General features: G+C 55.8%; 20 protein-coding genes. 10 read left to right on the plus strand and 10 right to left on the minus strand.

Features of this window, described 5'->3' with window-relative positions; all coding sequences use genetic code 11:
* Positions 1 to 697: 697 nt before the first annotated feature.
* Positions 698 to 1,021 carry a winged helix-turn-helix transcriptional regulator gene (locus H7849_RS19055; RefSeq protein WP_186741598.1) on the minus strand — a complete coding sequence of 108 codons (324 nt, stop codon included), beginning with the start codon at positions 1,019 to 1,021 and terminating at the stop codon, positions 698 to 700.
* A gap of 195 nt (positions 1,022 to 1,216) precedes the next feature.
* On the opposite strand from H7849_RS19055, the gene H7849_RS19060 reads away from it, so the two are divergent.
* From H7849_RS19060 to H7849_RS19085, 6 genes are all read left to right on the plus strand, one after another.
* Positions 1,217 to 1,927, plus strand: a complete 711-nt coding sequence (locus H7849_RS19060) for a hydrolase (RefSeq protein ID WP_222439687.1) — start codon at positions 1,217 to 1,219, stop codon at positions 1,925 to 1,927.
* 63 nt (positions 1,928 to 1,990) lie between these two features.
* Positions 1,991 to 3,826 carry an amidohydrolase gene (locus H7849_RS19065; RefSeq protein WP_186741600.1) on the plus strand — a complete coding sequence of 612 codons (1,836 nt, stop codon included), beginning with the start codon at positions 1,991 to 1,993 and terminating at the stop codon, positions 3,824 to 3,826.
* Positions 3,827 to 3,876: 50 nt separating this feature from the next.
* Positions 3,877 to 4,143: a DUF1427 family protein gene (locus tag H7849_RS19070; protein ID WP_186741601.1), complete on the plus strand. Its 267-nt coding sequence runs from the start codon at positions 3,877 to 3,879 to the stop codon at positions 4,141 to 4,143.
* Positions 4,144 to 4,201: 58 nt separating this feature from the next.
* Entirely contained in the window at positions 4,202 to 5,128 is a 927-nt protein-coding gene (locus tag H7849_RS19075) for a glyoxalase (RefSeq protein ID WP_186741603.1), read from the plus strand.
* An 18-nt stretch (positions 5,129 to 5,146) separates the two neighbouring features.
* On the plus strand, positions 5,147 to 6,565 hold the full coding sequence (locus tag H7849_RS19080; RefSeq protein ID WP_186741605.1) for an alginate export family protein: 1,419 nt from the start codon (positions 5,147 to 5,149) through the stop codon (positions 6,563 to 6,565).
* Between the two features lie 24 nt (positions 6,566 to 6,589).
* A complete protein-coding gene (locus H7849_RS19085; RefSeq protein ID WP_186741607.1) occupies positions 6,590 to 7,300 on the plus strand; it encodes a YoaK family protein in 711 nt (236 codons plus the stop codon).
* Between the two features lie 95 nt (positions 7,301 to 7,395).
* On the opposite strand, the gene H7849_RS19090 is transcribed toward H7849_RS19085, so the two are convergent.
* The 5 genes from H7849_RS19090 to H7849_RS19110 all read right to left on the minus strand — a co-directional run bounded on the left by H7849_RS19090 (position 7,396) and on the right by H7849_RS19110 (position 13,230).
* Entirely contained in the window at positions 7,396 to 7,926 is a 531-nt protein-coding gene (locus tag H7849_RS19090) for a hypothetical protein (RefSeq protein ID WP_186741609.1), read from the minus strand.
* Positions 7,919 to 8,545 carry a response regulator gene (locus H7849_RS19095; RefSeq protein WP_186741610.1) on the minus strand — a complete coding sequence of 209 codons (627 nt, stop codon included), beginning with the start codon at positions 8,543 to 8,545 and terminating at the stop codon, positions 7,919 to 7,921. The genes H7849_RS19090 and H7849_RS19095 overlap by 8 nt, the downstream gene beginning before the upstream one ends.
* 10 nt (positions 8,546 to 8,555) lie before the next feature.
* Positions 8,556 to 11,612, minus strand: a complete 3,057-nt coding sequence (locus tag H7849_RS19100; protein ID WP_186741612.1) for a sensor histidine kinase — start codon at positions 11,610 to 11,612, stop codon at positions 8,556 to 8,558.
* A 73-nt stretch (positions 11,613 to 11,685) separates the two neighbouring features.
* Positions 11,686 to 12,360, minus strand: coding sequence for a metal-dependent transcriptional regulator (locus tag H7849_RS19105; RefSeq protein ID WP_186741614.1), 675 nt, complete (start codon positions 12,358 to 12,360; stop codon positions 11,686 to 11,688).
* 54 nt (positions 12,361 to 12,414) lie between these two features.
* A complete protein-coding gene (locus H7849_RS19110) occupies positions 12,415 to 13,230 on the minus strand; it encodes a tetratricopeptide repeat protein (protein WP_186741616.1) in 816 nt (271 codons plus the stop codon).
* 574 nt (positions 13,231 to 13,804) lie between these two features.
* Between H7849_RS19110 and H7849_RS19115 the strand changes: the two genes are divergently transcribed.
* Entirely contained in the window at positions 13,805 to 14,365 is a 561-nt protein-coding gene (locus H7849_RS19115) for a hypothetical protein (protein ID WP_186741618.1), read from the plus strand.
* A gap of 30 nt (positions 14,366 to 14,395) precedes the next feature.
* Here H7849_RS19115 and H7849_RS19120 read toward each other — a convergent pair whose 3' ends face one another.
* From H7849_RS19120 to purL, 3 genes are all read right to left on the minus strand, one after another.
* Entirely contained in the window at positions 14,396 to 14,665 is a 270-nt protein-coding gene (locus tag H7849_RS19120; protein ID WP_186741620.1) for a DUF6496 domain-containing protein, read from the minus strand.
* A 55-nt stretch (positions 14,666 to 14,720) separates the two neighbouring features.
* Entirely contained in the window at positions 14,721 to 16,124 is a 1,404-nt protein-coding gene (gene purF, locus H7849_RS19125) for an amidophosphoribosyltransferase (RefSeq protein ID WP_251106825.1), read from the minus strand.
* Between the two features lie 113 nt (positions 16,125 to 16,237).
* Positions 16,238 to 18,574 (minus strand): phosphoribosylformylglycinamidine synthase subunit PurL, encoded by a 2,337-nt coding sequence (purL, locus tag H7849_RS19130; protein WP_186741622.1) that lies wholly within the window; start codon positions 18,572 to 18,574, stop codon positions 16,238 to 16,240.
* A 169-nt stretch (positions 18,575 to 18,743) separates the two neighbouring features.
* On the opposite strand from purL, the gene H7849_RS19135 reads away from it, so the two are divergent.
* The 3 genes from H7849_RS19135 to H7849_RS19145 are packed head-to-tail and all read left to right on the plus strand — an operon-like array spanning position 18,744 to position 20,088.
* Entirely contained in the window at positions 18,744 to 19,103 is a 360-nt protein-coding gene (locus tag H7849_RS19135; protein ID WP_186741624.1) for an ArsR/SmtB family transcription factor, read from the plus strand.
* Positions 19,104 to 19,106: 3 nt separating this feature from the next.
* On the plus strand, positions 19,107 to 19,589 hold the full coding sequence (locus H7849_RS19140) for an SRPBCC family protein (protein WP_186741626.1): 483 nt from the start codon (positions 19,107 to 19,109) through the stop codon (positions 19,587 to 19,589).
* A 25-nt stretch (positions 19,590 to 19,614) separates the two neighbouring features.
* Positions 19,615 to 20,088, plus strand: a complete 474-nt coding sequence (locus H7849_RS19145) for a VOC family protein (protein ID WP_186741628.1) — start codon at positions 19,615 to 19,617, stop codon at positions 20,086 to 20,088.
* Here H7849_RS19145 and mmuM read toward each other — a convergent pair.
* Positions 20,085 to 21,026, minus strand: coding sequence for a homocysteine S-methyltransferase (gene mmuM / locus H7849_RS19150; protein ID WP_186741630.1), 942 nt, complete (start codon positions 21,024 to 21,026; stop codon positions 20,085 to 20,087). The genes H7849_RS19145 and mmuM overlap by 4 nt on opposite strands.

Here is a 21,026-nt window from a genome sequence, read left to right on the forward strand (position 1 = left end):
CTATAACTTGCTCCGAAGCTGTTGGACGGATGACAAGTTTCCAAAAGCCGCTTTTTGACGCACTATCGGGGCCACTTGTCCGAGTAGCGAACTAACAGACAAGTGAATTTGCAGACAAGTGAATTTGCGGCTATCAAAATAAGACGCTCCCATTCAGTCGAGCGAGTGGAACTTCGGACGCGAACGCGCTACCACTCTGGTGTGAATACGAGGCGAACAGCCCTCACCACACAGTAATGGTATCTCCTGGCTCCTCTACAGTGGTAGGTAAAAAACCTCTTAGTTGGTGATGTCAGGCCGTATAGAAAACAAGTAGTATGTGCACCAACTAAAAATTACGCGCGCGACGTCGGTGGAACCTGCAAGCCTCCAGAAAAGGGGAAACGAGATGTTTGTTCTCCTTGGCGTAATTGGGATCATTAATCTTGTTCAACTTCTCCTCGTGGGGAAGGTCGCCTATACATGGTGGTCCCTCCAAACTACCCCTGTGCTTGAGTCTGCGATAACAGCACGCAAAGCGAACCATCGCAGCGAGCAGTTACAAACCGCGAACAACTCGCCAAATCGGCGGCATCCCAACATGCAGCCATCGTTACGTTCACTCGATCCTCAACGCTGCATGCATACCAACACTCATGGGGCTGAATTTCCCGATGCAGCGACCTCCCCTGGGGAATCTGCTCGCCTTCGTTCTTGCCTAAAGCAGATACTCTCGAGCCCAGGAATCGAGCTCCTCAAGAACAGGCCGGAGCTTTCGTCCGAACGCGGTCAGCGAGTATTCAACACGCACAGGCATTTCGGGAAACATCTCTCTTTTGACAAGTCCGTCCCGCTCAAGTTCTCGCAGCTGCTGCGTCAATACCTTCTGCGAGATTCGAGGCATGCTTTGCCGGAGGATTTTGAACCGGAACGGCTTTTCGGTGCTCATAAGCCACCAGAGAATGACTGGCTTCCAGCGGCCCCCGATCAGGACAAGCAATTCCTCGATCGGACACATGCTGACAATACGTTTAGCGCTCATTTCAATTTTGGTGACCAGGTATCCATTTGGTTCCTGGTATCCCCTTCGTAGTACAAAGTGATTTCGATCTTACATCGAAGAAAGCGAAATTCCTCAACACGACACCACGTTTAGCAGCGGCGTAACCACCTTTCGGATGTGTTGAAGGCGGAGACGTCTTACATCATCCATTCACCTCTAAGAGGAGAGAAAGTCATGGTTCAGAACAACGGTCGTCCAAAACTGAGCGAAAAGGGGCTTTTGACGCCGGACAATTGCGTTGTGGCGTTGATTGACCATCAGGGACAAATGATTTTCGGAACGAGCAATTTCGATCGTCAGGGAATCATCAACAACACCGTCGCAATTGCGAAAGCTTCCAGAGTGTTTGATGTGCCTGTGGTACTCAGCACAGTAGAAACGAAGAGCTTTAGTGGCAACATGTGGCCGCAGCTGCGAGCCGTATTTCCGGGCCAAGAACCCATCGAGCGGTCTTCCATGAACTCGTGGGACGACAAAAACTTTGTCGACGCGATCGAAAAAAGCGGACGCAAGAAGATCGTGTTGGCCGGACTGTGGACGGAGACTTGCGTGGCGCTTCCGACGATACAGGCGATCCACGACGGCTACGAAGTCTACGTGCTGGAGGATTGTTGCGGTGACGTGAGTCAACTCGCTCATGACAACGCTATGAAGCGAGTAGTCCAGGCGGGAGCGAAACCCGTGACGTCACTCTCAACCATGCTGGAGTGGCAGCGCGACTGGGCGCACAAGGAAACTTACGACGCCGTGATGGACATTGTGAAGACCCACTATGGAGCCTACGGGATCGGAGTCGAGTACGCGTACACGATGGTGCACGGCGCTCCCCCAACCAAATTTCCTGAATATGTAATTCCTGCGGCGCTCGCTGGCGCACACAAGTAGGCACACTCAGAGGGCAAGAGTCTTTCTTGCCCCCTGACAACACAGTCCTGTGAGGAAAATCTTATGGCAACGGACACTATCCTGCACAATGCAAAGATCGCGACGAATTCCACTCCTTCCTTTGTTGAAGCTCTCGCGATTACGGACGGAAAGATCGTCGCCACGGGCACCGAGCAAGATATCTTACGGCTGCGCGGCCCTGCGACCAAAGTGATTGATGCAAAGGGCCGAACCATCATTCCTGGCCTCAACGATTCCCACATGCATCCGATCCGCGGCGGACTGAATTACAACATGGAGCTGCGCTGGGACGGCGTACCTTCGCTCTCCGATGCGCTGCGAATGCTCAAGGAGCAAGCGGCGCGAACTCCCGCACCGCAGTGGGTGCGCGTCGTTGGCGGGTGGACGGAGTTTCAATTCGCTGAACGCCGCATGCCGACGCTCGATGAAATCAACGAGGCAGCGCCGGACACTCCTGTTTTCGTTCTGCACCTGTACGATCGTGCTTTGTTGAATGGGGCAGCTTTGCGTGCAGTTGGCTATGGGAAAGATGCGCCGGACTTTCCTGCCGGCGAAGTTCAGCGGGACCGGCACGGCAATCCCACGGGTCTTCTGCTGGCAATGCCGAATGCGAACATACTCTATTCAACGCTGGCCAAGGGGCCAAAGCTATCGCGCGAAGATCGACTCAACTCTTCGCGGTTGTTCTTTCGCGAGCTAAACCGCTTTGGCATCACCAGCGCCATTGATGCGGGTGGAGGGTTTCAGAATTACCCTGACGATTACGGGGTCGTGAACGAACTCCATAAAAAGGGTGAGCTCTCGATTCGCCTGGCCTACAACCTATTCACTCAGAAACCAAAGCAGGAACTCCAGGACTTTCAAAATTGGACGAAGATGACAAAGCCTGGCGAGGGCGATGACTTCTACCGCGTCAACGGCGCGGGAGAAATGCTTGCTTTCTCTGCCGCAGACTTCGAAGACTTCCTGCAGCCGCGTCCTGATATGGCGCCTTTCATGGAGAGTGAACTGAAGGCAGTGATCCGTCACCTGGTCGAGAACCGCTGGCCATTTCGCTTACATGCGACATACAACGAGACGATCGAGCGGGCATTGAACGTTTATGAAGAAGTGAATCGAGAGATTCCGTTTGACGGCCTGCACTGGTTCTTCGATCACTGCGAGACAATCACCGATCGCAATATCGAGCGTGTGAAAGCGCTGGGCGGTGGCATTGCAGTGCAGAACCGCATGGCATTCCAGGGCGAGTATTTCGTCGAACGTTACGGCGCGCAGCAGGCGAAGCGCACACCACCGATACGGCGGATGTTGGAGATGGGTGTTCCCGTGGGAGCAGGGACCGATGCAACCCGCGTCTCCAGTTACAACCCATTCCTCTCCCTCTACTGGCTTATCACCGGTAAGACAATTGGTGGTTTGAACCTTTATCCGGAAGAAAATCGCTTCGACCGATCGGCAGCGCTGAAGCTTTACACCATGGGAAGCAGTTGGTTCTCCACGGAAGACGGTAAGAAAGGAGCACTCGCACCAGGGCAGCTCGCTGATCTGGCCGTTCTCTCTGCCGATTATTTCTCGATCCCGGAGGAAGAAATTAAAGATCTCGAATCGGTGCTGACCATCGTCGGTGGCAGGGTTGTGTATGCCACTGAAGAGCACGCAAGCCTTGCTCCTCCCGAGCTTCCTGTCAGTCCTGACTGGTCGCCCGTCGCGCACTATGGCGGCTATGCCAAGGCTTCAAAATCACTCGCTGGAGCCTCTCATTCCGCCTTTTGCCAGCACTCAGGGCTGAGTCACGCGGAGGAGGGCCCAAAGGGGCACGTCCGTTTATTCGGAAAATCCGGGCTTTGGACTCTCGGCTGTGACTGTTTCGCGTTCTAAAACACAACCGGACGAAAGAATGGCTTGAAAACTGGAAGGGAGAGCGACTGATGAAAGTACTGCTCATTTCATTTGCGGTAGGTTTGTTTGTCGGCATTTTGTACGGAGTGATTCGCGTAAAGAGTCCGGCCCCGCCAATCGTCGCTCTGCTCGGCCTTCTGGGAATGGTGCTCGGAGAACAGCTAGGCAGTTGGATTCTTACGAAACATGTCAGCGTGACACATGCTGCATCCGTTTGTCTTGTGGGTAAGCACTGGGATCAGCGAGCGAATGTGCAATCTGTAGTATCAGTTCAGCCTCACGCGACTGAGGAATAAGTTGCTGCCGAGGCGTCGCACGGATTCTAACCCCGTTGATGGCAAAAGGAGATATTGAATGCGTACCATTCGGCCGCTTGGCGTAATCGCTATTGCAGTTCTTTTGAGTGCGGGAGGCTGGGGTCTATTCCCGTCGCTGGGAGTCGCCAACGCCGCTACGCCAACGCCCAACGTGGCCGTGGGGGCGCAATACGATACGACCCACGTCTACGTCGCGCCCGAGGACTTCGACCGCTTCGTCGCCAGCCTTGTAGCAACCTTCGGCGGGACCACATCCAAACAGGGTGTCTTCACCGTGACGCCGACTCCGAGCAGCACCATGTCCCAGCTGGTGCTGACTCCCGTAGGAACCCTGTCGGTTTTCGGGTTCAAGACGCCGGTTCCGTATCCGTTTGGCGCAGAGCGAACGGGTTACCTCGTGACCGATTTCGATGCGGCGGTTCAGGCCGCCCGCACGACAGGTGCCGACGTTCTCGTGACTCCATTCCCTGACCCAATCGGACGAGATGCCATTATCCAGTGGCCGGGCGGCGTGAACACGCAACTCTATTGGCACACGACCGCGCCGTCCTATAAAGCTCTTCAAACCATTCCGGAAAACCGGGTCTATGTGTCTGCCGATCGCGCGGCTGCCTTCGTAGACAGCTTTCTTGCCTTCAGTCATGGGAATGTTATCGCTGATGATGCGCACGCTCCCGGTGTTGAGATCGGACGGCCGAGTGACACTTATCGGCGAGTCCGTATCCAATCCAACTTCGGCAAGCTGACGGTTCTCGTAACCGATGGCCATCTTCCGTATCCATACGGGCACGAGATGACGGGCTACGAGGTTTCGGATCTCGCGGCTACCCTTGCCAAGGCCAAGGCGGCAGGAGTCCAGGTACTGGTTCCTCCCTACACTGCCGACCAGCGCGAAGCAGCCATAGTGCAATTTCCCGGCGGATACATTGCCGAGATCCACTCGATCGCTAGCAAACCGAACTGACGTTGAGCAAATACCTTGATGCGATTTTTCCCAATGCTAGCGGCAGCTGTTTTGCTCGTCACACGACTGTCCGCTGGAGCCCAGGCCATATCGTCTGCCTTGCCTGACGCACCAGACAGGACGATCAAGTTACTGCGGGAAGACGAGGACTGGAGCTTTCTTGCGAATCCTGCCAACCGTGATTTCTGGGACCCGGTCAAATATATCCGGCTTCGAAGGGGGCGCGATGATTGGTTCATGACGATCAGTGGAGAAGCCCGAGAGGTATGGGAGCAGATCGGCAACGATTATTGGGGACAAGCTCCTTACTGGAACGGGTACCTCAATGAAAGGTACATGTTGGGTCTCGATGTTCATTATGGACAGCATGTTCGCACCTTTGTCGATTTTAAAAGCGGCATAAATTCCTATCGGCAGGGCGGCCCGCGTCCGATCGACGAGAAGAAACTCGACTTTCAAGCCGCCCTCCTACAGGTTGGAACTGCAGAAGGTCAGAACTTCATCGAACTAAGGGCCGGAATACAGGAACTCGAGTATGGATCTGGCCGGCTTATCGACGTCCGCGAGGGGCCGAATGTCCGCCTGAGTTTTGTTGGCTTCCTGGTCAAAAGCAAAATCAATGCATGGAGCGTGGACGGATTCGCCATGCGTCCACGCCTGGACAAGCCTGATTTCTTTGACGATCGGCCAAACAGCCAGGTAAGTTTCTGGGGCGTATATGCTACTCGACCCACGCTGTCGAAAACGTCCTTAGAACTGTACTACCTGGGGTTGGATAGAAAGCAGGCCACATACCAACGAGGCACGGCTCAGGAGGTGCGTCACTCCATCGGCGGACGGTTCTCCCGTCCCATTGCGACCGAGCGGCCCGGGTGGGACTTTGACAATGAAGCTCTGTGGCAGTTCGGCACCTTTGGTTCGGTAAACATTCGAGCGTGGACGGTCGCTACAGAAACGGGCTATCGATTTCCGAATGTGCCTCTAAAGCCACGCTTCAGCGTGAAGGCTGATATCTCAAGCGGGGATCATCCAGCCTCGAACACTTTGGGCACTTTCTATCCTCTGTTCCCGAAGGGCGACTATTTCGGTGTCCTGGCTACAACGGGACCGGGCCCAATCAATTTTATCGATGTTCATCCTCATGTCGAGTTAGCACTGCCCCACAACGTCTCTGCCTCGTTTGATTGGATCGTGCAGTGGCGCCAAACCACTCAAGATGGTGTCTATAACGTGCCCGGATTTCTGATCCGAGCTGCCGATGGAAGCGCAGCCCGATATGTCGGAGACAGACCGGGCACGCAGATCCGCTGGCAGAAGAGTCGTCATCTATGGTTTCAAGGCGACTACGGGATCTTTTATGCGGGCAGCTTTATAAAGCAGACGCAGCCTGGGCGCAACCTCAACTACTGGGCTTTGTGGACCGGCTACAAGTTTTAGTCTGACGAGCAGAGGTGTTGATTTATGTGGAAAGCGCTGACTGCGGACTCAATCCTCCCCTATGCGCTGCTTGGGATGACCGCCGTTACCGGTCTTGTCGATGCAGTGAGCTTCCTCTCTTTCGGGCACGTATTCACAGCCAACATGACTGGAAACATCGTTCTTCTTGCATTTGCGAGTACGGGCGTACCCCAGGTTTCCCTGGCTGGTTCAATGACTGCTCTCTTGGGGTTTCTTGCAGGCGCCGCGGTTGGCGGTCGCATCATGGCTGGCGCAAGCGCAGTGGTGCAGCTTCGTGCGGCCAGTTCGGTCTTTGCATTGGAGATTGTTTTCTTAGCTGGTGCGACACTGGCCGCACTTGGCTATAGTGTCGTTTCATCTCCGCATTTCCTACGGCTTTACGCGATGATCGCTTGCACAGCCATAGCGATGGGGATGAGAAATGCCGCCGTACGTAAGTTAGCCGTTCCTGACCTGACAACGACAGTGCTGACGTTGACCATTACTGGCCTTGCTGCGGATTCGTCTCTGGCAGGCGGAACCAATCCCCGTTGGCAGCGGCGCATTGCAGCGGTGGTGGCGATGTTTGCTGGTGCGGCGTTAGGGTCGATAACCTTAAGACACTCCGTCTTCATGGCTCTCGCTTTTTCCGTCGTACTGTCGTCACTTTGCAGCCTCGCATTGCTGATATCGTCGCGGCTGCCTTGCGCAAAAAAACGCACAGAAAAGGACTAGAAGTAGTCTCACAGATGTCTCAAGAGAATCAACGTGCACCCGAGGGGAAAGAGCAAAGGCTCTTTCCCTTTTGCATTGGTGGCGACCATGTGTACTTAGCTTTCTAGCTGATACGGAAAGGTGAAGCGACCAATCTGGATGAGGGATTTATCGGCTGGCGGCCAAATGCGAAACGACTCAACCCGCGTCGTCGACGCGTTCTTTACCGCCTCCACACTACCAAGAAATTTGCCGCTGGCAGCTTCATAGAAATTGACCGTGAGCGACTCTTCATTGTGCTTCCAGCCAATGAGGTATTCACCAGCACTAAGTTGTATGTTACCGATTTTCATCGGCACCTGCGCGATGAAATAGTGCGAATACTTGCCTTCGGCGGAATATCCCGCAGTAATCAGAACGACGCCGGCCACAAACTTGCCCTTGCCATCTGTAATTCCTGAAGCCGTGCGCAATTCCGTCTCAATGCGTTCCTGAATCACCGGCGCCCGGGGCGGAATGAGGGCTTTCAATTCTCCATCGGTGGCGGCGCGCCACGATCCGGATCTGGGTTCCTGCGCAGACATTCCCACAACGGTGAGAACCGCAAATAACGCGACCAGCCATTTGTATTTTCTGCTGTTAGTCAAGGTGCACAATCCCCCGCTGTAACGCCGTCGTTGCCGCCTGCGTTCTGTCATTTACGCCAAGCTTGCTGAGAATGCTATTGATATGCGTCTTCACCGTCGCTTCAGAAATGAACAAGTCTCCCGCAATTTCCTTGTTGCTGCGACCGCCCACAATCCGCTTTAAAACATCCAGCTCTCGCCCTGTGAGCGAGGGCCCACCCATCCGCTCTGCCAGCCGTTCTGCCACGACTGCCGGAATGCGCGACTTCCCGGCGTGTACCGTTCGTATCGCTTCAGTCAGCTCATCGGCGTTCATACCTTTGAGCAAGTACCCTTTCGCTCCCGCCTGCAGAGCGCGATAGATATCCTCGTCCCCGTCAAATGTCGTCAGAACAATGATGCGGGCTCCCTGAAATTCCCGGCGAATGTCTGTGATCGCATCTACGCCGTTCTTATTCGGCAGTCGAAGATCCATAAGCGTAACGTCAGGTTGGTGCTTGCGAAACAAGTCGACCGCCTGCACGCCATCGGCCGCCTCTGCAACCACCCTCATATCGGGAATCGTCGCGATCAGAGCGACTAGCCCCTTCCGCACAATGTGATGATCATCGACGACCATGATCTGAATCGATTCAGTCATAGGCTCCTTCTCAAATTGCGACTTCTACCTGAATCTCGGTGCCTTGATCCCGCTCGCTTTTCACTGTGATACGCGCACCGATCTGCTCCGCGCGCTCACGCATACCCGTGAGACCAAAGTGTCCATTTTGCATTTGTTCTTTCGGTTCGCGTTCAAATCCGCGCCCGTCGTCCTTCACCGTCATGCGCAGCAGCTTATCCTGAAACAGCAACGTGATGTCGGCGTGCTGCGCCTCTGCATGTCGAACGACATTCGTAATCGCTTCCTGCCCGATGCGAAGCAGCTCCGCTTCAATGCGCGAGTCAATCGGCCGAAATGTCCCACTCACCTTTACCCGCGCTTTCACATGGCTATTGGCAGTGATGCGTTCAGCCGCCTGGGTCAATGCCGAAGCCAGATCATTTTGCGCAGAGACCTGTGACCGCAGGTTCCAGATAGAGCTTCGCGCCTCCGCAAGGCAATCACGTGTCATTGTTCGCGCCTGTTCCAGATGCTCCCGAGCAGCATCGGTCGATGTCGCCAGCAATCGCGCTACAACTTCCAGTTGAACAGAGACTGCAACAAAGCCTTGCGCCAGCGTATCGTGAATTTCTCGCGCGATGCGGCTGCGCTCCGCCAGCACAGCGCTGAATTGCGACTCTACCGTACGTACTCTCCACCGGTACGCCGCATAACCAAGAAGCGATACAGACGCGACCAGCAGCAGATAGAACCAGTATGTCTGATAGAAGTGCGGAAGTAGGCGGAAGTTAAAGGCAGCATCCTCTTCGCTCCAGATGCCGTCATTGTTGCATGCCATCACGTGAAACGTGTGGCGTCCCGGAGGAATGTTCGTGTAGTATGCGATTCGCCTCGTGCCTGCGTCTACCCAATCCTTGTCCAGCCCATCGAGCTTGTAGCGAAAGCGGACCTTTTGTGGCGCAACAAAACTTAACCCCGCATATTGAAAAGCGAGCCTGGTATGACCAGGCCCGATTTCAAAGTCACGAGTCATTGGCGACGAAGCATCATCCACCAGCACTTGTTCGATCACTGCCAGCGGACGCACCTGGTTCACAGGCATGTGCGCAGGATCTACCGTTGTCACCCCTCGCAATGTCGCAAACCAAAGCGTCCCGTCCTTCGCACGCCATGCCGCAGGATGGCCTCCACTGCTGCACTCACTGATCCGCATCCCATCCGCTGTACCGTAAACGTCCGGAGAGATTGCGCCCGCATTCGCCGACGCCATTGCAATGAGCTGTGCTTTGCTGACGCGAAAGATACCTTTACTCGAACCCAGCCACAGATTCCCACGGTCATCGTCGAGAATTCCAAAGATATCTTGAGGCAATGCTTTCGCCGGCAGAAAATTCACGAACTTCCCATTCACGCGCGCATTCAATCCACCGCCGTTAGTCCCAATCCACAGCGTTCCGTCAGGATCCAGTTGCAGCGACGTAATCACATTGCTCGAAAGTCCCTGCGCGCTGGTGAAGTTTGTGAAACTGCCATTGGCAAAGTGCGTGAGACCGCCCAGCGTTCCAATCCAGTAGCTGTTGTCTCTATCTTCCAGAACAACTCCCACCAGATCGCTCCCCAGGCCATCCGTCGCGGCATACGACGTGAATTCCCCATTCTCGTAGCGCGACAGCCCGTGACGCGTCCCGATCCACACAGCCCCATTGCGATCCGTGTAGAGTGAGCGAACAAAGTCATCGGCGAGTCCGTCAGCCGATGTGAAGACCGCGGAGCGGCTTCCGTTGATGCGATTCAGGCCGTCGGGAGTTCCCACCCAAAGATTGCCGCCGGCATCATCGGTTAAAGCAAGCGCCACGTTGCTCGATAAGGCATTGGCTGTCGACAAGGACGCGAATCTACCGCCCTCATATCGATCGACCCCGCCACTGTTCGTGCCCACCAACAAGGTTCCCTTGCCATCCTGAAACACGGAGCGTACGAGATCATCCGTCAATCCATCTTGCGTTGTATATGTTGTGAATTTCCGATCCCGCAATATGCTTACGCCGCCCGACTCAGTACCCAGCCACAAACTGCCTTCGCGATCTTCGTAAAGGGCAAGCACAAGGCTGCTCGACAAACCTTCTTTTGAGTTCAACCCTGAGACATCTCCTTTTGCGATGCGACCGACTCCGCGATCCGTGGCAGCCCATATGGCATTCTCGCGGTCCTCAAACAGATTGGTGATACGGTTCCCAGGTAATCCATCACGAGTCGTGATCACGCGCGTGGCCTTGCCATCAAACTCGCCCAGCCCGTTTGATGTACCTATCCATAGATGACCGTCCGAAGCGCCAAGCAGGCACGTAATGTCGCTCCCAAGCCCTGTGGGCAAATGAAACGTGTTCTGCGTACCATGCGAAGAAATAACTCTCAGTCCAGAGCGAGATCCAGCCCAGATCCCCCCATGGCCATCGGACGCCAGGGCCTGTATCTGTTCCCCACCTGCAATAACGGTGACGACGGAAGCGCCACTGGAATCAACCCGCAGCACGCTATTCCCGGAGTTCACCCACAGCGAGCCATCGAGCATTTCTACAATCGTGCTCGCAGCCGAGAGGCCTTGCGGAAAAACCGCAGGCTGAAAATGCCCGCTCACCAACTTGCCCAGGCCCGCATTCGTGAGGACCCACAGACTTCCATCGCGGCCCTGGTAAACCGACCAGATAGCATTCGCAGGCAGCCCGTCATTCGCACTAAACAGCTTAAACTCACCGTTTTCGAAGCGGGTAAGCCCTCCGGCGGTACTGATCCACAGCGCACCCTGTTCGTCCTGAAACAGGCCGTAAATCATATCGCTGCCCAGCTGCGGCGTGTTCTTCCTGTCGAAGACGGTGAACTGCGCACCATCGAATCGCACCAGCCCCGCCTCAGTGGCTAACCATATATAGCCATCTCGTGTCTGCAACACGGCATGTACCGTATTTTGAGGAAGCCCATCGTCGGTCTGCCATGATTGGTAGCCATAGTGCTGCAAGGGATAGTGCGGGTCCAGCGCAACGGAGTCGCGGCTGGCCAGAAGAAGACCCGCAACGCAGAGACCCCACAAATGGCGACGAATGAGCATGTTTGGTGCGCTACCACGAATACTACACACCCATCGGGCGGTGGCACACTCCACCAAAAGGTGGAGAAGGCGTCTATCCCTTGCCCCGGCGACGCCTTACCCAGACCTTTTGTGCCGCAGGAGCGCCGATCGTAAAGCTGCCTTTCGCAGTTTCAATCGCGACCGTCTGATCATAGTTCTTCTTCACGATGCGGACCGCGCCCTGTGGCTCAATCCCTACTTCGTTGAGAAATTGCAACAGCTTAGGATCCCGCTCATACAAGCTGCACACCGTGTATTCGGTTAGCTCCTTTGCTTCAGAAAGCAACGCGAGACCCTGCCTTCCTCGCTGCACAGGCGTCTCCGGCAAGACGGAATTCCCATGCGGGCAGGTTCCCTTTTCCCCTAATTTTTCCAGGAGCCGAGCTTCGAAAGCGGGAGATACAGCATGCTCCAACCGCTCCGCCTCGTCGTGCACCTCATACCACGGCATCCCAAACATTTCAGACAGCATGCGTTCGATCAGGTGATGCCGAAGAGCCGTACGATAAGCAGTTTCTTTCCCCTTCGGCGTTAGCCGGACAATGCCATCTGCCTTTACATCGACAAACCCGTCGCGCTTCAATCGGCGGAGAGCCATCGAGACGGCTGGTGGAGACACATCGAGCCAGTGTGCAAGTGTGGCGGAAATGACGGTTTGGCCCTCGCTCTCGGCTTCGAGAATCGCCTTAAGGTAGTCTTCTTTGGAAACGCTGATGAACGTCTTCACTCAGAGCAGAATACCGTTTGAAGAAGCCCGGAGGCCAGCCTCGGCGTGGGATCGCTAGTCACGTTTCTCAGCAATCATTTGCTGAAATTCCGGCACGTCCTTCAAAATGGCGAATTCCTTGTCTGCGAGCAGCTTCTTGCGGTCATTGAATCCTTCGTCTATCGCCTTGCGCAAATAAAGCAGCGCTTCGGCCTTTCTGCCTGCCTGGGCATAAGTCTTGGCCAGCAGATAATTGAGTGTCGCAATCTCTTCCGTGGGACCAGTCTCAGCAATTCTCGTTGCGGGATCGCTATCGAAAACATTGGGATCGAGAGCAAGTGCTGTTCGATAACATTCGGCGCCCTTCTTGAACTTGCCTTCCGCAAGATAGGCCGTACCTAAATTGCTATAGAACATGGCAGACTTCGGGCTGAGCTTGATGGCCTTCTTGTACGTGTGCTCAGCATCATGGAATTGCTTCTGTCCGTAATACACCGCCCCCAGATTATTCAGCGCCTCCGGATAAGTCGGCTTCAGCTTGAGAGCCTTCTCATAATCCTTCTGCGCTTCCCGCAAATTGAACATGTGATGGTTCGCTATCCCCATTTTGTTCCACAACACAGCCGAATCCATCGGCCCCTGCCGGTAGGCATCGAGGGCGGCAATGTACCGCTGATGCGCCATCATGATGTCTCCCATCATCTCCGGACTCAGCGCAAAATGCGGCGCCTCATCCATCGCCTTCACCGGAGGTTGCTGAGCATAACTACCTATGGCGAACAATGACATCGGTGTTTGCGCCTGAGGCTGCAATGTCAGTGCAAAGAGGAGCGACAAGGCGGCGAGAACTGCGAACGTGTGTGAGGTCACCGAGGAACGAAGGGCTTTCATGACTGCCTCCCCCTGGACATCTATCCAGATGGATGCCGAAAAACCATTCTGCATCCAGCCAGGCGGCCCGGAAATTTGGGGGTCACAGCCATCTCGTCCGGCAAGCAGCGACAGGCGGAACGGTGTGGCGTCCGGGTGAACCCGGCCTTTGGGCAAAGATTGTAGCGCGAATCAACGGCAGAAAGCGAACCGACTGAGCGCAAAAATCGAACTTGGGAACAGCGATTTCTGTCCCCTCGTCATCCTAAGTGCAAGCACCATTTAGGAATCCGTATTCTCCAACGGAGTGAGCCAGGAGCACCAGCTGGCTTGAAAATGAATCCCTGATCAATAGCCCTACGGCTCGAACATCGGTCACAGAACTTGCTTCCTCCAGGTTGTTCAGCCCATTCCGATAGTGGGTGCCGTCAACCACAAATCACAAACGACTGCCCTGGGCGCATTCACGCTCCAACGCCGGCATCGAAAGTTGCGCGGCCGGTTTGGTTACTTTTGGTACGCAAAGGAGTTTTGTCAAAATCGTAACGTCACATTGATGGCATGTTGTTCGAATCAGGCTATCTTGGTCCGCGAGATGCAGACGAAGAGTGACAACCGCCGGTGGCTGTTTGCCCTTACGCATTGGAACTGGAAAGCTGCTCTGATCACTGCAATTTTCCGCGGCGCGGCATGTATTGCAGCGCTACGGCATGTCCATCCGCATGAGCGGCAGCACTTCAGTGCCGTCGAGATGATTTATGTGTTGCTGACTGCGGGTATTTTCTCAGCATGGCAGCAGCAAGCGCTCGTCATCAAGCCCCGTTACTGCGCGTGGACAGTCGTGGTGGTCCTCGTCCCACTTACTTCGCTGGGCCTGGATGCAGTCTTACATTCGCTGCTGGACCACGTCGACGCGCATGCTCTCGGTATCGGCGCGCTCATCTTCACGCTGGTTTCTGCGATGTTTCATTGGCATGCCATGGAAAGTGGAGCCATGCTCGTCGGAAAGCAGAGCCGCTCTCTCTCATCCGATCTCAAACAGTTGCCCGGCCTGCTGCTTTCCTTCGTCACTGCGCCAATAATCTGGCTACGGGAACTGCGCGTCGCGAACCCAATCGACGCGGTCGAAGAGAACGACCTCGAAGCCGCCGCGTAAGAAGTGGAGCAGCAACCAGCCGCTCTTTTTTCAGGCAGCCTTGCTCGACTTCTTCGCCGAGCTTTTCTTTTTCGTACTTTTCTTTTTAGCGCTTTTTTTCTTAGGTGGACTCGGAACCTTAGCCCCCGCCTTGCGCGCCTCCGAAAGGCCAATAGCAATAGCTTGCTTGCGACTCGTGACCTTTTTCTTGCTGCGGCCGCTCTTCAGTTTTCCCTTTTTCATGGCGCGCATCTCGCGCTCAACGGACTTCGAGGCCGCCGTCCCATATTTACGGCTGCTCGCCTTCTTTTTAGTCGGCATGGACTCTCCTCCTGAAGATGGGAAGCAGCAGATGTGCGGTGGGTTGCGTGTCAGTTTACTGCGCGACGACTGCAGGCAGAATGTCTTCCGCGTCCACCCATTGCGTAGGATAGTTCCCCGTGTAACACGCAACGCAGAAGTGATTGCCCTCACCGCCCTCGCATGCCTTCTGTAACCCTTCTAGTGACAAATAAGCAAGCGAGTCAGCTTCAATGAAGCGACGAATCTCTTCGATGGAATTATTGGCTGCGATCAATTCCTGTTTACGAGGCGTATCCACGCCGTAGAAACAGGGCGAGATCGTTGGCGGGCAACTGATGCGCAAGTGAACTTCCTTCGCACCCGCCGAGCGCACCATGCGCACAATCTTTCTGCTCGTAGTCCCGCGAATAATCGAGTCGTCGATCAGGATGATGCGCTTGCCTTCAAGCAGATTGCGGACAGGATTCAGCTTGAGCTTCACGCCAAAGTCGCGCACGCGCTGTTCCGGTTCAATAAACGTCCGGCCCACATAGTGATTTCGAATCAGCCCGAAACGAAACGGCAAGCCGCTCTCAGCCGCATAACCAATCGCAGCCGTAACACCGCTGTCCGGCACAGGAACCACGAGATCAGCATCCACATGCGACTCGCGCACCAGCTGACGTCCCATTTCTTCGCGGCTCTCCTGCACCCACCGATTGAAGATCTTGCTGTCCGGCCGCGCAAAGTAGACATGCTCGAAAATGCAACTCGATTGCGGAATGCCCGTCGAATAGTGCCGTGAGGTGACACCGTCGCGCGTAACCATGACAAGTTCGCCCGGCTGCACGTCCCGCTCAAATTTGGCTCGGAGCAAGTCGAAGGCGCAGGTCTCCGAAGCAAAGACAATCGTATCCGGACCATCCGGATTCGTAATGCGCCCCATCGACAACGGACGGAAGCCCCGCGGATCGCGCGCCGCAAACACCCGGTCACGCGTCATCATAACGATCGAGAAGGCCCCATCAACCTGGCGCAATGAATCCGCGATCGCATCAACCAGTGTGCCTGCCTTCGAGTGCGCAATCAGCTGCACGATAATTTCGGAGTCACTCGTAGTCTGAAAGAACGCGCCTTCGCGTTCGAGCTTCGCGCGCACATTGCCAAGGTTTACCAGATTGCCATTGTGCGCAATCGCAATAAGCCCCTTGGTCGAATCCACACGAATCGGCTGCGCATTCAAAAGCGCCGAATCGCCGGTCGTCGAGTAGCGCGTGTGGCCAATAGCCATGTCACCATGCAGCTTTGCGAGAACTTCTTCCGTAAAGATGTCGGCTACAAGACCCATTCCCTTGATGTTTGAAAGATTCGTGCCATCGGCAGTCGCTATCCCAGCAGACTCCTGCCCACGATGCTGCAAAGCATAGAGCCCGAGATAGACCTGGCGCGACGCATCTGGATGGCCGTGGACCGCTACGACGCCGCACTCCTCGCGCAGCTTGTCATCCTGCGTGCTATCCGGGTGCCCCGGAGCCTGGCCTGAACTCGTCGAAGGGTTCGTGGAGCTAACCCGGGTTTCTTCCTCGGAAATGCCTTCGATCAGCAAACCGCTCACGCAAGCACCTCATCGTAAAGTTTGGCTTCAAGAGCGTTGGACCACACATGCCGCAATCCCTTCACACTTTCGGTGATTACCGCTCTGCCATTGACCTCGATGCGGAAATGATCTTTCGTCGTCTCACCCACGTCCTGCACCAGCAGGCCTGCATACTTGCCGACAACAGCTTTAATCTTCGCAACATCTGAAGCGTCGCAGGTAACGATGACTTGCGTCGGCGTCTCGCCAAAAAGCTGCCACGCAACCGGAAGGTCCGGCCCTTCGAGAAGATGTGCGCTCACGCCAACACCATCCCCAAAGGCGCCTTCACCCAGCGCAACGGCAATGCCGCCGTCAGAAATGTCGCGCGCCGAATGCAGCAGTCTCAAATCCGCCAACTCCGCCAGACATTTCTGCAGTGCCGCCTCCACGCTCAGATCAAGAGCCGGCGGCGTCCCCCAGATTTCCCCAAGCACCGTCTTGGCATATTCCGAAGAACCGAATTCCCGCATGCGCTCTTCAATCGTCGGCAGTTTCGCCTGGCCGATAACCAGAACGATGTCACCCGCTTTCTGAAAATCTGCCGGAACCGCCTTCGTTACATCTTCAATCAGACCAACAATTCCAAGCACAGGCGTCGGATAAATGCCTTCGCCACGCGTCTCGTTGTAGAGCGAAACGTTTCCGCCCGTGATCGGCGTGCCCAGCGCGATGCAAGCCTCCGAGATGCCGTCTATAGCCGCCGAAAGTTGCGCCATGATCTCCGGCTTCTCTGGATTGCCGAAGTTCAGACAGTTCGTCGCCGCAATCGGAGTCGCTCCTGTGCAAGCCACTTTGCGCGCCGCTTCCGCAACCGCATGTTGCGCACCCAGCTTCGGATTGAGATAGCACCACCGCCCATTGCCGTCGAGCGCCATCGCCAGCCCGCGCTTTGTTCCCTTGATTCGCATCACGCCGCCTTCGCCGCCCGGCCCCTGCACCGTGTTCGTCTGCACCATCGAATCGTACTGCTCATGCACCCACCGCTTCGAGCACACATTGCTGGAAGCAAGCAGCGTACGCAGATCATCGGTGTAGTTACGTGTCGAAGTCTTATCCTCGTACCCGAGTTTTGCTAACGCACTCTTCGTCGGTTCCGCGGGAACCGGAGCATTCCACTCGCCCACAGGACGGTGGTACACAGGCGCATCATCCGTAAGCGACTGATTCGGAATATCCGCGAACAGCTCACCATGGTGCAGAATGCGCAGTCGCGGCTCCGGAATCACCGTGCCGACGACAGTCGCATCCAGTCCCCACTTGGCGAAGACATCGAGCACTTCCTGCTCGCGGCCCTTGTCGGCGACGAGCAGCATGCGCTCCTGCGACTCGCTGAGCATCATTTCATAGGCGGTCATGCCGGTTTCGCGCTGCGGGACGTGATCCAGATTCATTTTGAGTCCGACACCGCCGCGCGCTCCCATTTCGCAACTCGAAGAGGTGAGCCCGGCCGCACCCATGTCCTGAATACCGACAATCGCACCAGTCTTCATCGCTTCGAGGCAAGCCTCAAGCAGCAGCTTCTCCATAAATGGGTCGCCCACCTGCACATTCGGCCGCTTCTGCTCTGAACCTTCCTTGAACTCTTCGCTGGCCATCGTCGCGCCATGAATGCCGTCGCGGCCAGTCTTGGCCCCGACATAAATCACCGGATTCCCAACGCCCGTAGCCTTCGCGTAGAAAATCTCATCGCGCCGCACCAGCCCCAACGCAAAGGCATTCACCAGCGGATTCCCCGAGTAACACTCTTCGAATCGTGTCTCGCCGCCAAGGTTTGGAACGCCAAAGCAATTGCCATATCCCGCGATGCCGTGCACCACTCCTTCAACAATCGAGTGATTCTTATGCACGATCTCCCGCGGCGTATCCTTGTCTTCCGAAATTGGCCCGAAGCGCAGCGAATCCATCACCGCCAGTGGGCGCGCTCCCATGGTGAAAATGTCGCGTAGAATGCCACCGACGCCGGTTGCCGCTCCCTGAAACGGCTCAATATACGAGGGATGATTGTGCGACTCGATCTTGAAAGCGCAGGCCCAGCCATCGCCCACGTCGATAATGCCGGCGTTCTCACCCGGCCCTTGCACCACGCGATCGCTCTTGGTCGGCAGCCGCCGCAGATGCACGCGCGACGACTTATAGGAGCAGTGCTCGCTCCACATAACGCTATAGATACCAAGCTCCGTTAGGCTCGGCGTACGCCCCAGAGCGGCCGTAATCCGCTCGTATTCATCCGGTGTAATGCTGTGTTGAGCCAAAAGCTCAGGGGTTACCGAGGCAGCTTGTGGAGCTACAGGGAGAGATTCTGATTTCATGACGGTTACTTCTATATTGTCGCATGGATGAGTGAGCCAAGGCCGCCCCGGAATGCCCTGAGAACCCCCGTCCTGACAAGCGTCGAAAAATTCCTGAAGAGCACCCTTGACATATCTCGTCACCTTTGCATATAACCTATACGTTATATAACCATGATGTTATAAAGAGATGACTTCAGCAAATCTGGATGCAACATTTTCGGCCCTTGCTGACCCCACCCGGAGAGCAATTCTCGCTCGTCTCGCCGATGGCGAAGCCTCGGTGATGGAACTGGCTGAGCCATTCGCCATGAGCCAGCCCGCCATCTCCAGGCACCTCAAAGTGTTGGAGCGCGCCGGCCTCATCTCGCGCGGACGCGATGCACAGCGGCGGCCATGCCGCGTTGAAATCGAGCCCCTGGTCGAGGCAACTGACTGGCTGGAGGGCTATCGCAACACACTCGAAAGCAGCTTTCAGCGTCTCGATGCGCTGCTCGAAGAAATGAAAGCGAAGGAAAAGAGAGCGAGACATACCCGTCCCAGGAGATAAATCATGAAGAATACCGGAACCCTGCAAGTGACCACGCCGAACGACCGCGAAATTGTCCTCACGCGGGTCTTCAATGCACCGCGCCATCTGGTCTTCGAAGCATTCAGCAAACCTGAACTGCTCAAACGCTGGTTTGGGCCACACGGCTGGTCTTTGCCAGTCTGCGAAGTTGACTTCAGAGTAGGCGGAGGCTTTCGCTTCGTCATGCGTGGCCCCGACGGCCAGGAGATGGGCATGCGCGGAACCTACAAAGAGATCACGCCGCCAGAAGGTTCCGTGCACATGGAGTCGTTCGACGACTTCCCCGGCAGCGAGTCGCAGGTAACATCCGTTTTCGTCGAGAAAGATGGCAAAACGACGATGACCGCCACGGTGCTGTATGCCTCGAAAGAAGTCCGCGACGCCGTCATCAAGTCAGGCATGGAGCACGGAGCAGCCGAAACCTACGACCGTCTCGCGGAAATGCTCGAACCAAAAGCCGCCTGACAAACCCCACTCTAAGGAGACTCCTATGCAGAAAATCACGCCATTCTTGTGGTTCGACGACAAGGCAGAGGAGGCAATGCATTTTTATGTCTCCATCTTCAAGAACTCGAAAATCGGCACCATCAGCCGCTACGGAGACGCAGGCCCCGGCCCGAAAGGCTCTGCCATGTCCGTCACCTTCGAGCTCGAAGGCCAGCCATTCATGGCCTTGAACGGCGGCCCTTACTACAAGCTCTCGCCCGCCATTTCGCTCTTCGTAAACTGCGAAACGCAGGAAGAAGTCGATGAACTATGGGCGAAGCTCACCGCTGGCGGAAAAGAAGACCACTGCGGCTGGCTGGTCGACAAATACGGGTTGTCGTGGCAGATCATCCCGAGGGCGCTCGGCGAAATGCTGAGTGACCCGGATCCCGAAAAATCGCAAAGAACTATGAAGGCCATGCTGCAGATGGGCAAGATCGATATCGCGGCTCTGAAACGAGCCTACGAAGGCAGTTAACGCGCAGCGAGACTCGCTGCAAGGCTCTCCCGAATCGCGCGCACATGTTCAGGCCCCGTGCGGCAGCAGCCGCCGATAATCTGCGCTCCAGCTTCGTTCCATTCGCGGGCAAGACTCCCGAAGCCCGCTACATCGGAGGCACCCGTCCAGCAGCGGTGTTCAGCATCCCAGCCTTCACCGGAATTGGGATAAACAACAATCAGCTTGCGCGTCGCTCGCTTCAATTCACCAATCAACGGTCGAATGAACTTCGGCTGTGTGCAATTGATCCCCACCGCGATGACCTGCTTCTGCTTGTCGAGAAACTCCGCGCAGCGCACCAGCTTCTCACCGTGGGAAACATGCTGCTCATCCTTGCACGTAAAAGAAATCCACCCGCAAACAACGGGATGCTGATGCAGTGCCTCGACAATTGCTTCCGCCTCTTCGAGCGAAGGAACAGATTCAAGCGCAACAAAATCAGCTTCCGTGCTCTCAATGACTGCCAGCCTCTCCGCGTGAAACCGGACCAACTCAGCAAAGTCGACGTTGTAATTGCCGTGATACTCCCCTCCGTTGTGCAAAGCCGCGCCATAAGGCCCCAGCGACGCCGCAACCCATACCGGCCGCGCAGATTGCCTCCGATACCGTTCTCGCGCAGCGAGAGCCAGATCCACCGACCGCCGCAGAGCAGCAGCGGCAGCAGCGGCAGCTTCCGGAGGCTGGCCCAGCTCTGCATATCCCATCGCCGAAACCTGATAGCTGGCCGTGAGAATGCAGTCGGCCCCGGCGTCCAGATAGCTCAGATGAACCGCCGCAATCGTCTCCGGACTCTCATCCAGCACATGCGCCGACCACAGCGGCCCGCTGATATTGCAGCCGCGCCGCTCAAGCTCCGTCGCCATCCCGCCATCCAGAATGCGCAGCTTGGCAATATCGAGTTGATCGCACGACTTCAT

It is taken from the genome of Alloacidobacterium dinghuense (assembly GCF_014274465.1).
GTDB lineage: Bacteria > Acidobacteriota > Terriglobia > Terriglobales > Acidobacteriaceae > Alloacidobacterium > Alloacidobacterium dinghuense.

What these genes read in the sequence shown, in the direction of transcription:
- H7849_RS19055 (WP_186741598.1), bottom strand. Translation starts at nt 1,021, where the DNA reads ATGAGCGCTAAACGTATTGTCAGCATGTGTCCGATCGAGGAATTGCTT.
- H7849_RS19060 (WP_222439687.1), top strand. Translation starts at nt 1,217, where the DNA reads ATGGTTCAGAACAACGGTCGTCCAAAACTGAGCGAAAAGGGGCTTTTG.
- H7849_RS19065 (WP_186741600.1), top strand. Translation starts at nt 1,991, where the DNA reads ATGGCAACGGACACTATCCTGCACAATGCAAAGATCGCGACGAATTCC.
- H7849_RS19070 (WP_186741601.1), top strand. Translation starts at nt 3,877, where the DNA reads ATGAAAGTACTGCTCATTTCATTTGCGGTAGGTTTGTTTGTCGGCATT.
- H7849_RS19075 (WP_186741603.1), top strand. Translation starts at nt 4,202, where the DNA reads ATGCGTACCATTCGGCCGCTTGGCGTAATCGCTATTGCAGTTCTTTTG.
- H7849_RS19080 (WP_186741605.1), top strand. Translation starts at nt 5,147, where the DNA reads ATGCGATTTTTCCCAATGCTAGCGGCAGCTGTTTTGCTCGTCACACGA.
- H7849_RS19085 (WP_186741607.1), top strand. Translation starts at nt 6,590, where the DNA reads ATGTGGAAAGCGCTGACTGCGGACTCAATCCTCCCCTATGCGCTGCTT.
- H7849_RS19095 (WP_186741610.1), bottom strand. Translation starts at nt 8,545, where the DNA reads ATGACTGAATCGATTCAGATCATGGTCGTCGATGATCATCACATTGTG.
- H7849_RS19100 (WP_186741612.1), bottom strand. Translation starts at nt 11,612, where the DNA reads ATGCTCATTCGTCGCCATTTGTGGGGTCTCTGCGTTGCGGGTCTTCTT.
- H7849_RS19110 (WP_186741616.1), bottom strand. Translation starts at nt 13,230, where the DNA reads ATGAAAGCCCTTCGTTCCTCGGTGACCTCACACACGTTCGCAGTTCTC.
- H7849_RS19115 (WP_186741618.1), top strand. Translation starts at nt 13,805, where the DNA reads ATGCAGACGAAGAGTGACAACCGCCGGTGGCTGTTTGCCCTTACGCAT.
- H7849_RS19120 (WP_186741620.1), bottom strand. Translation starts at nt 14,665, where the DNA reads ATGCCGACTAAAAAGAAGGCGAGCAGCCGTAAATATGGGACGGCGGCC.
- purL (WP_186741622.1), bottom strand. Translation starts at nt 18,574, where the DNA reads ATGAAATCAGAATCTCTCCCTGTAGCTCCACAAGCTGCCTCGGTAACC.
- H7849_RS19135 (WP_186741624.1), top strand. Translation starts at nt 18,744, where the DNA reads ATGACTTCAGCAAATCTGGATGCAACATTTTCGGCCCTTGCTGACCCC.
- H7849_RS19140 (WP_186741626.1), top strand. Translation starts at nt 19,107, where the DNA reads ATGAAGAATACCGGAACCCTGCAAGTGACCACGCCGAACGACCGCGAA.
- H7849_RS19145 (WP_186741628.1), top strand. Translation starts at nt 19,615, where the DNA reads ATGCAGAAAATCACGCCATTCTTGTGGTTCGACGACAAGGCAGAGGAG.
- mmuM (WP_186741630.1), bottom strand. Translation starts at nt 21,026, where the DNA reads ATGAAGTCGTGCGATCAACTCGATATTGCCAAGCTGCGCATTCTGGAT.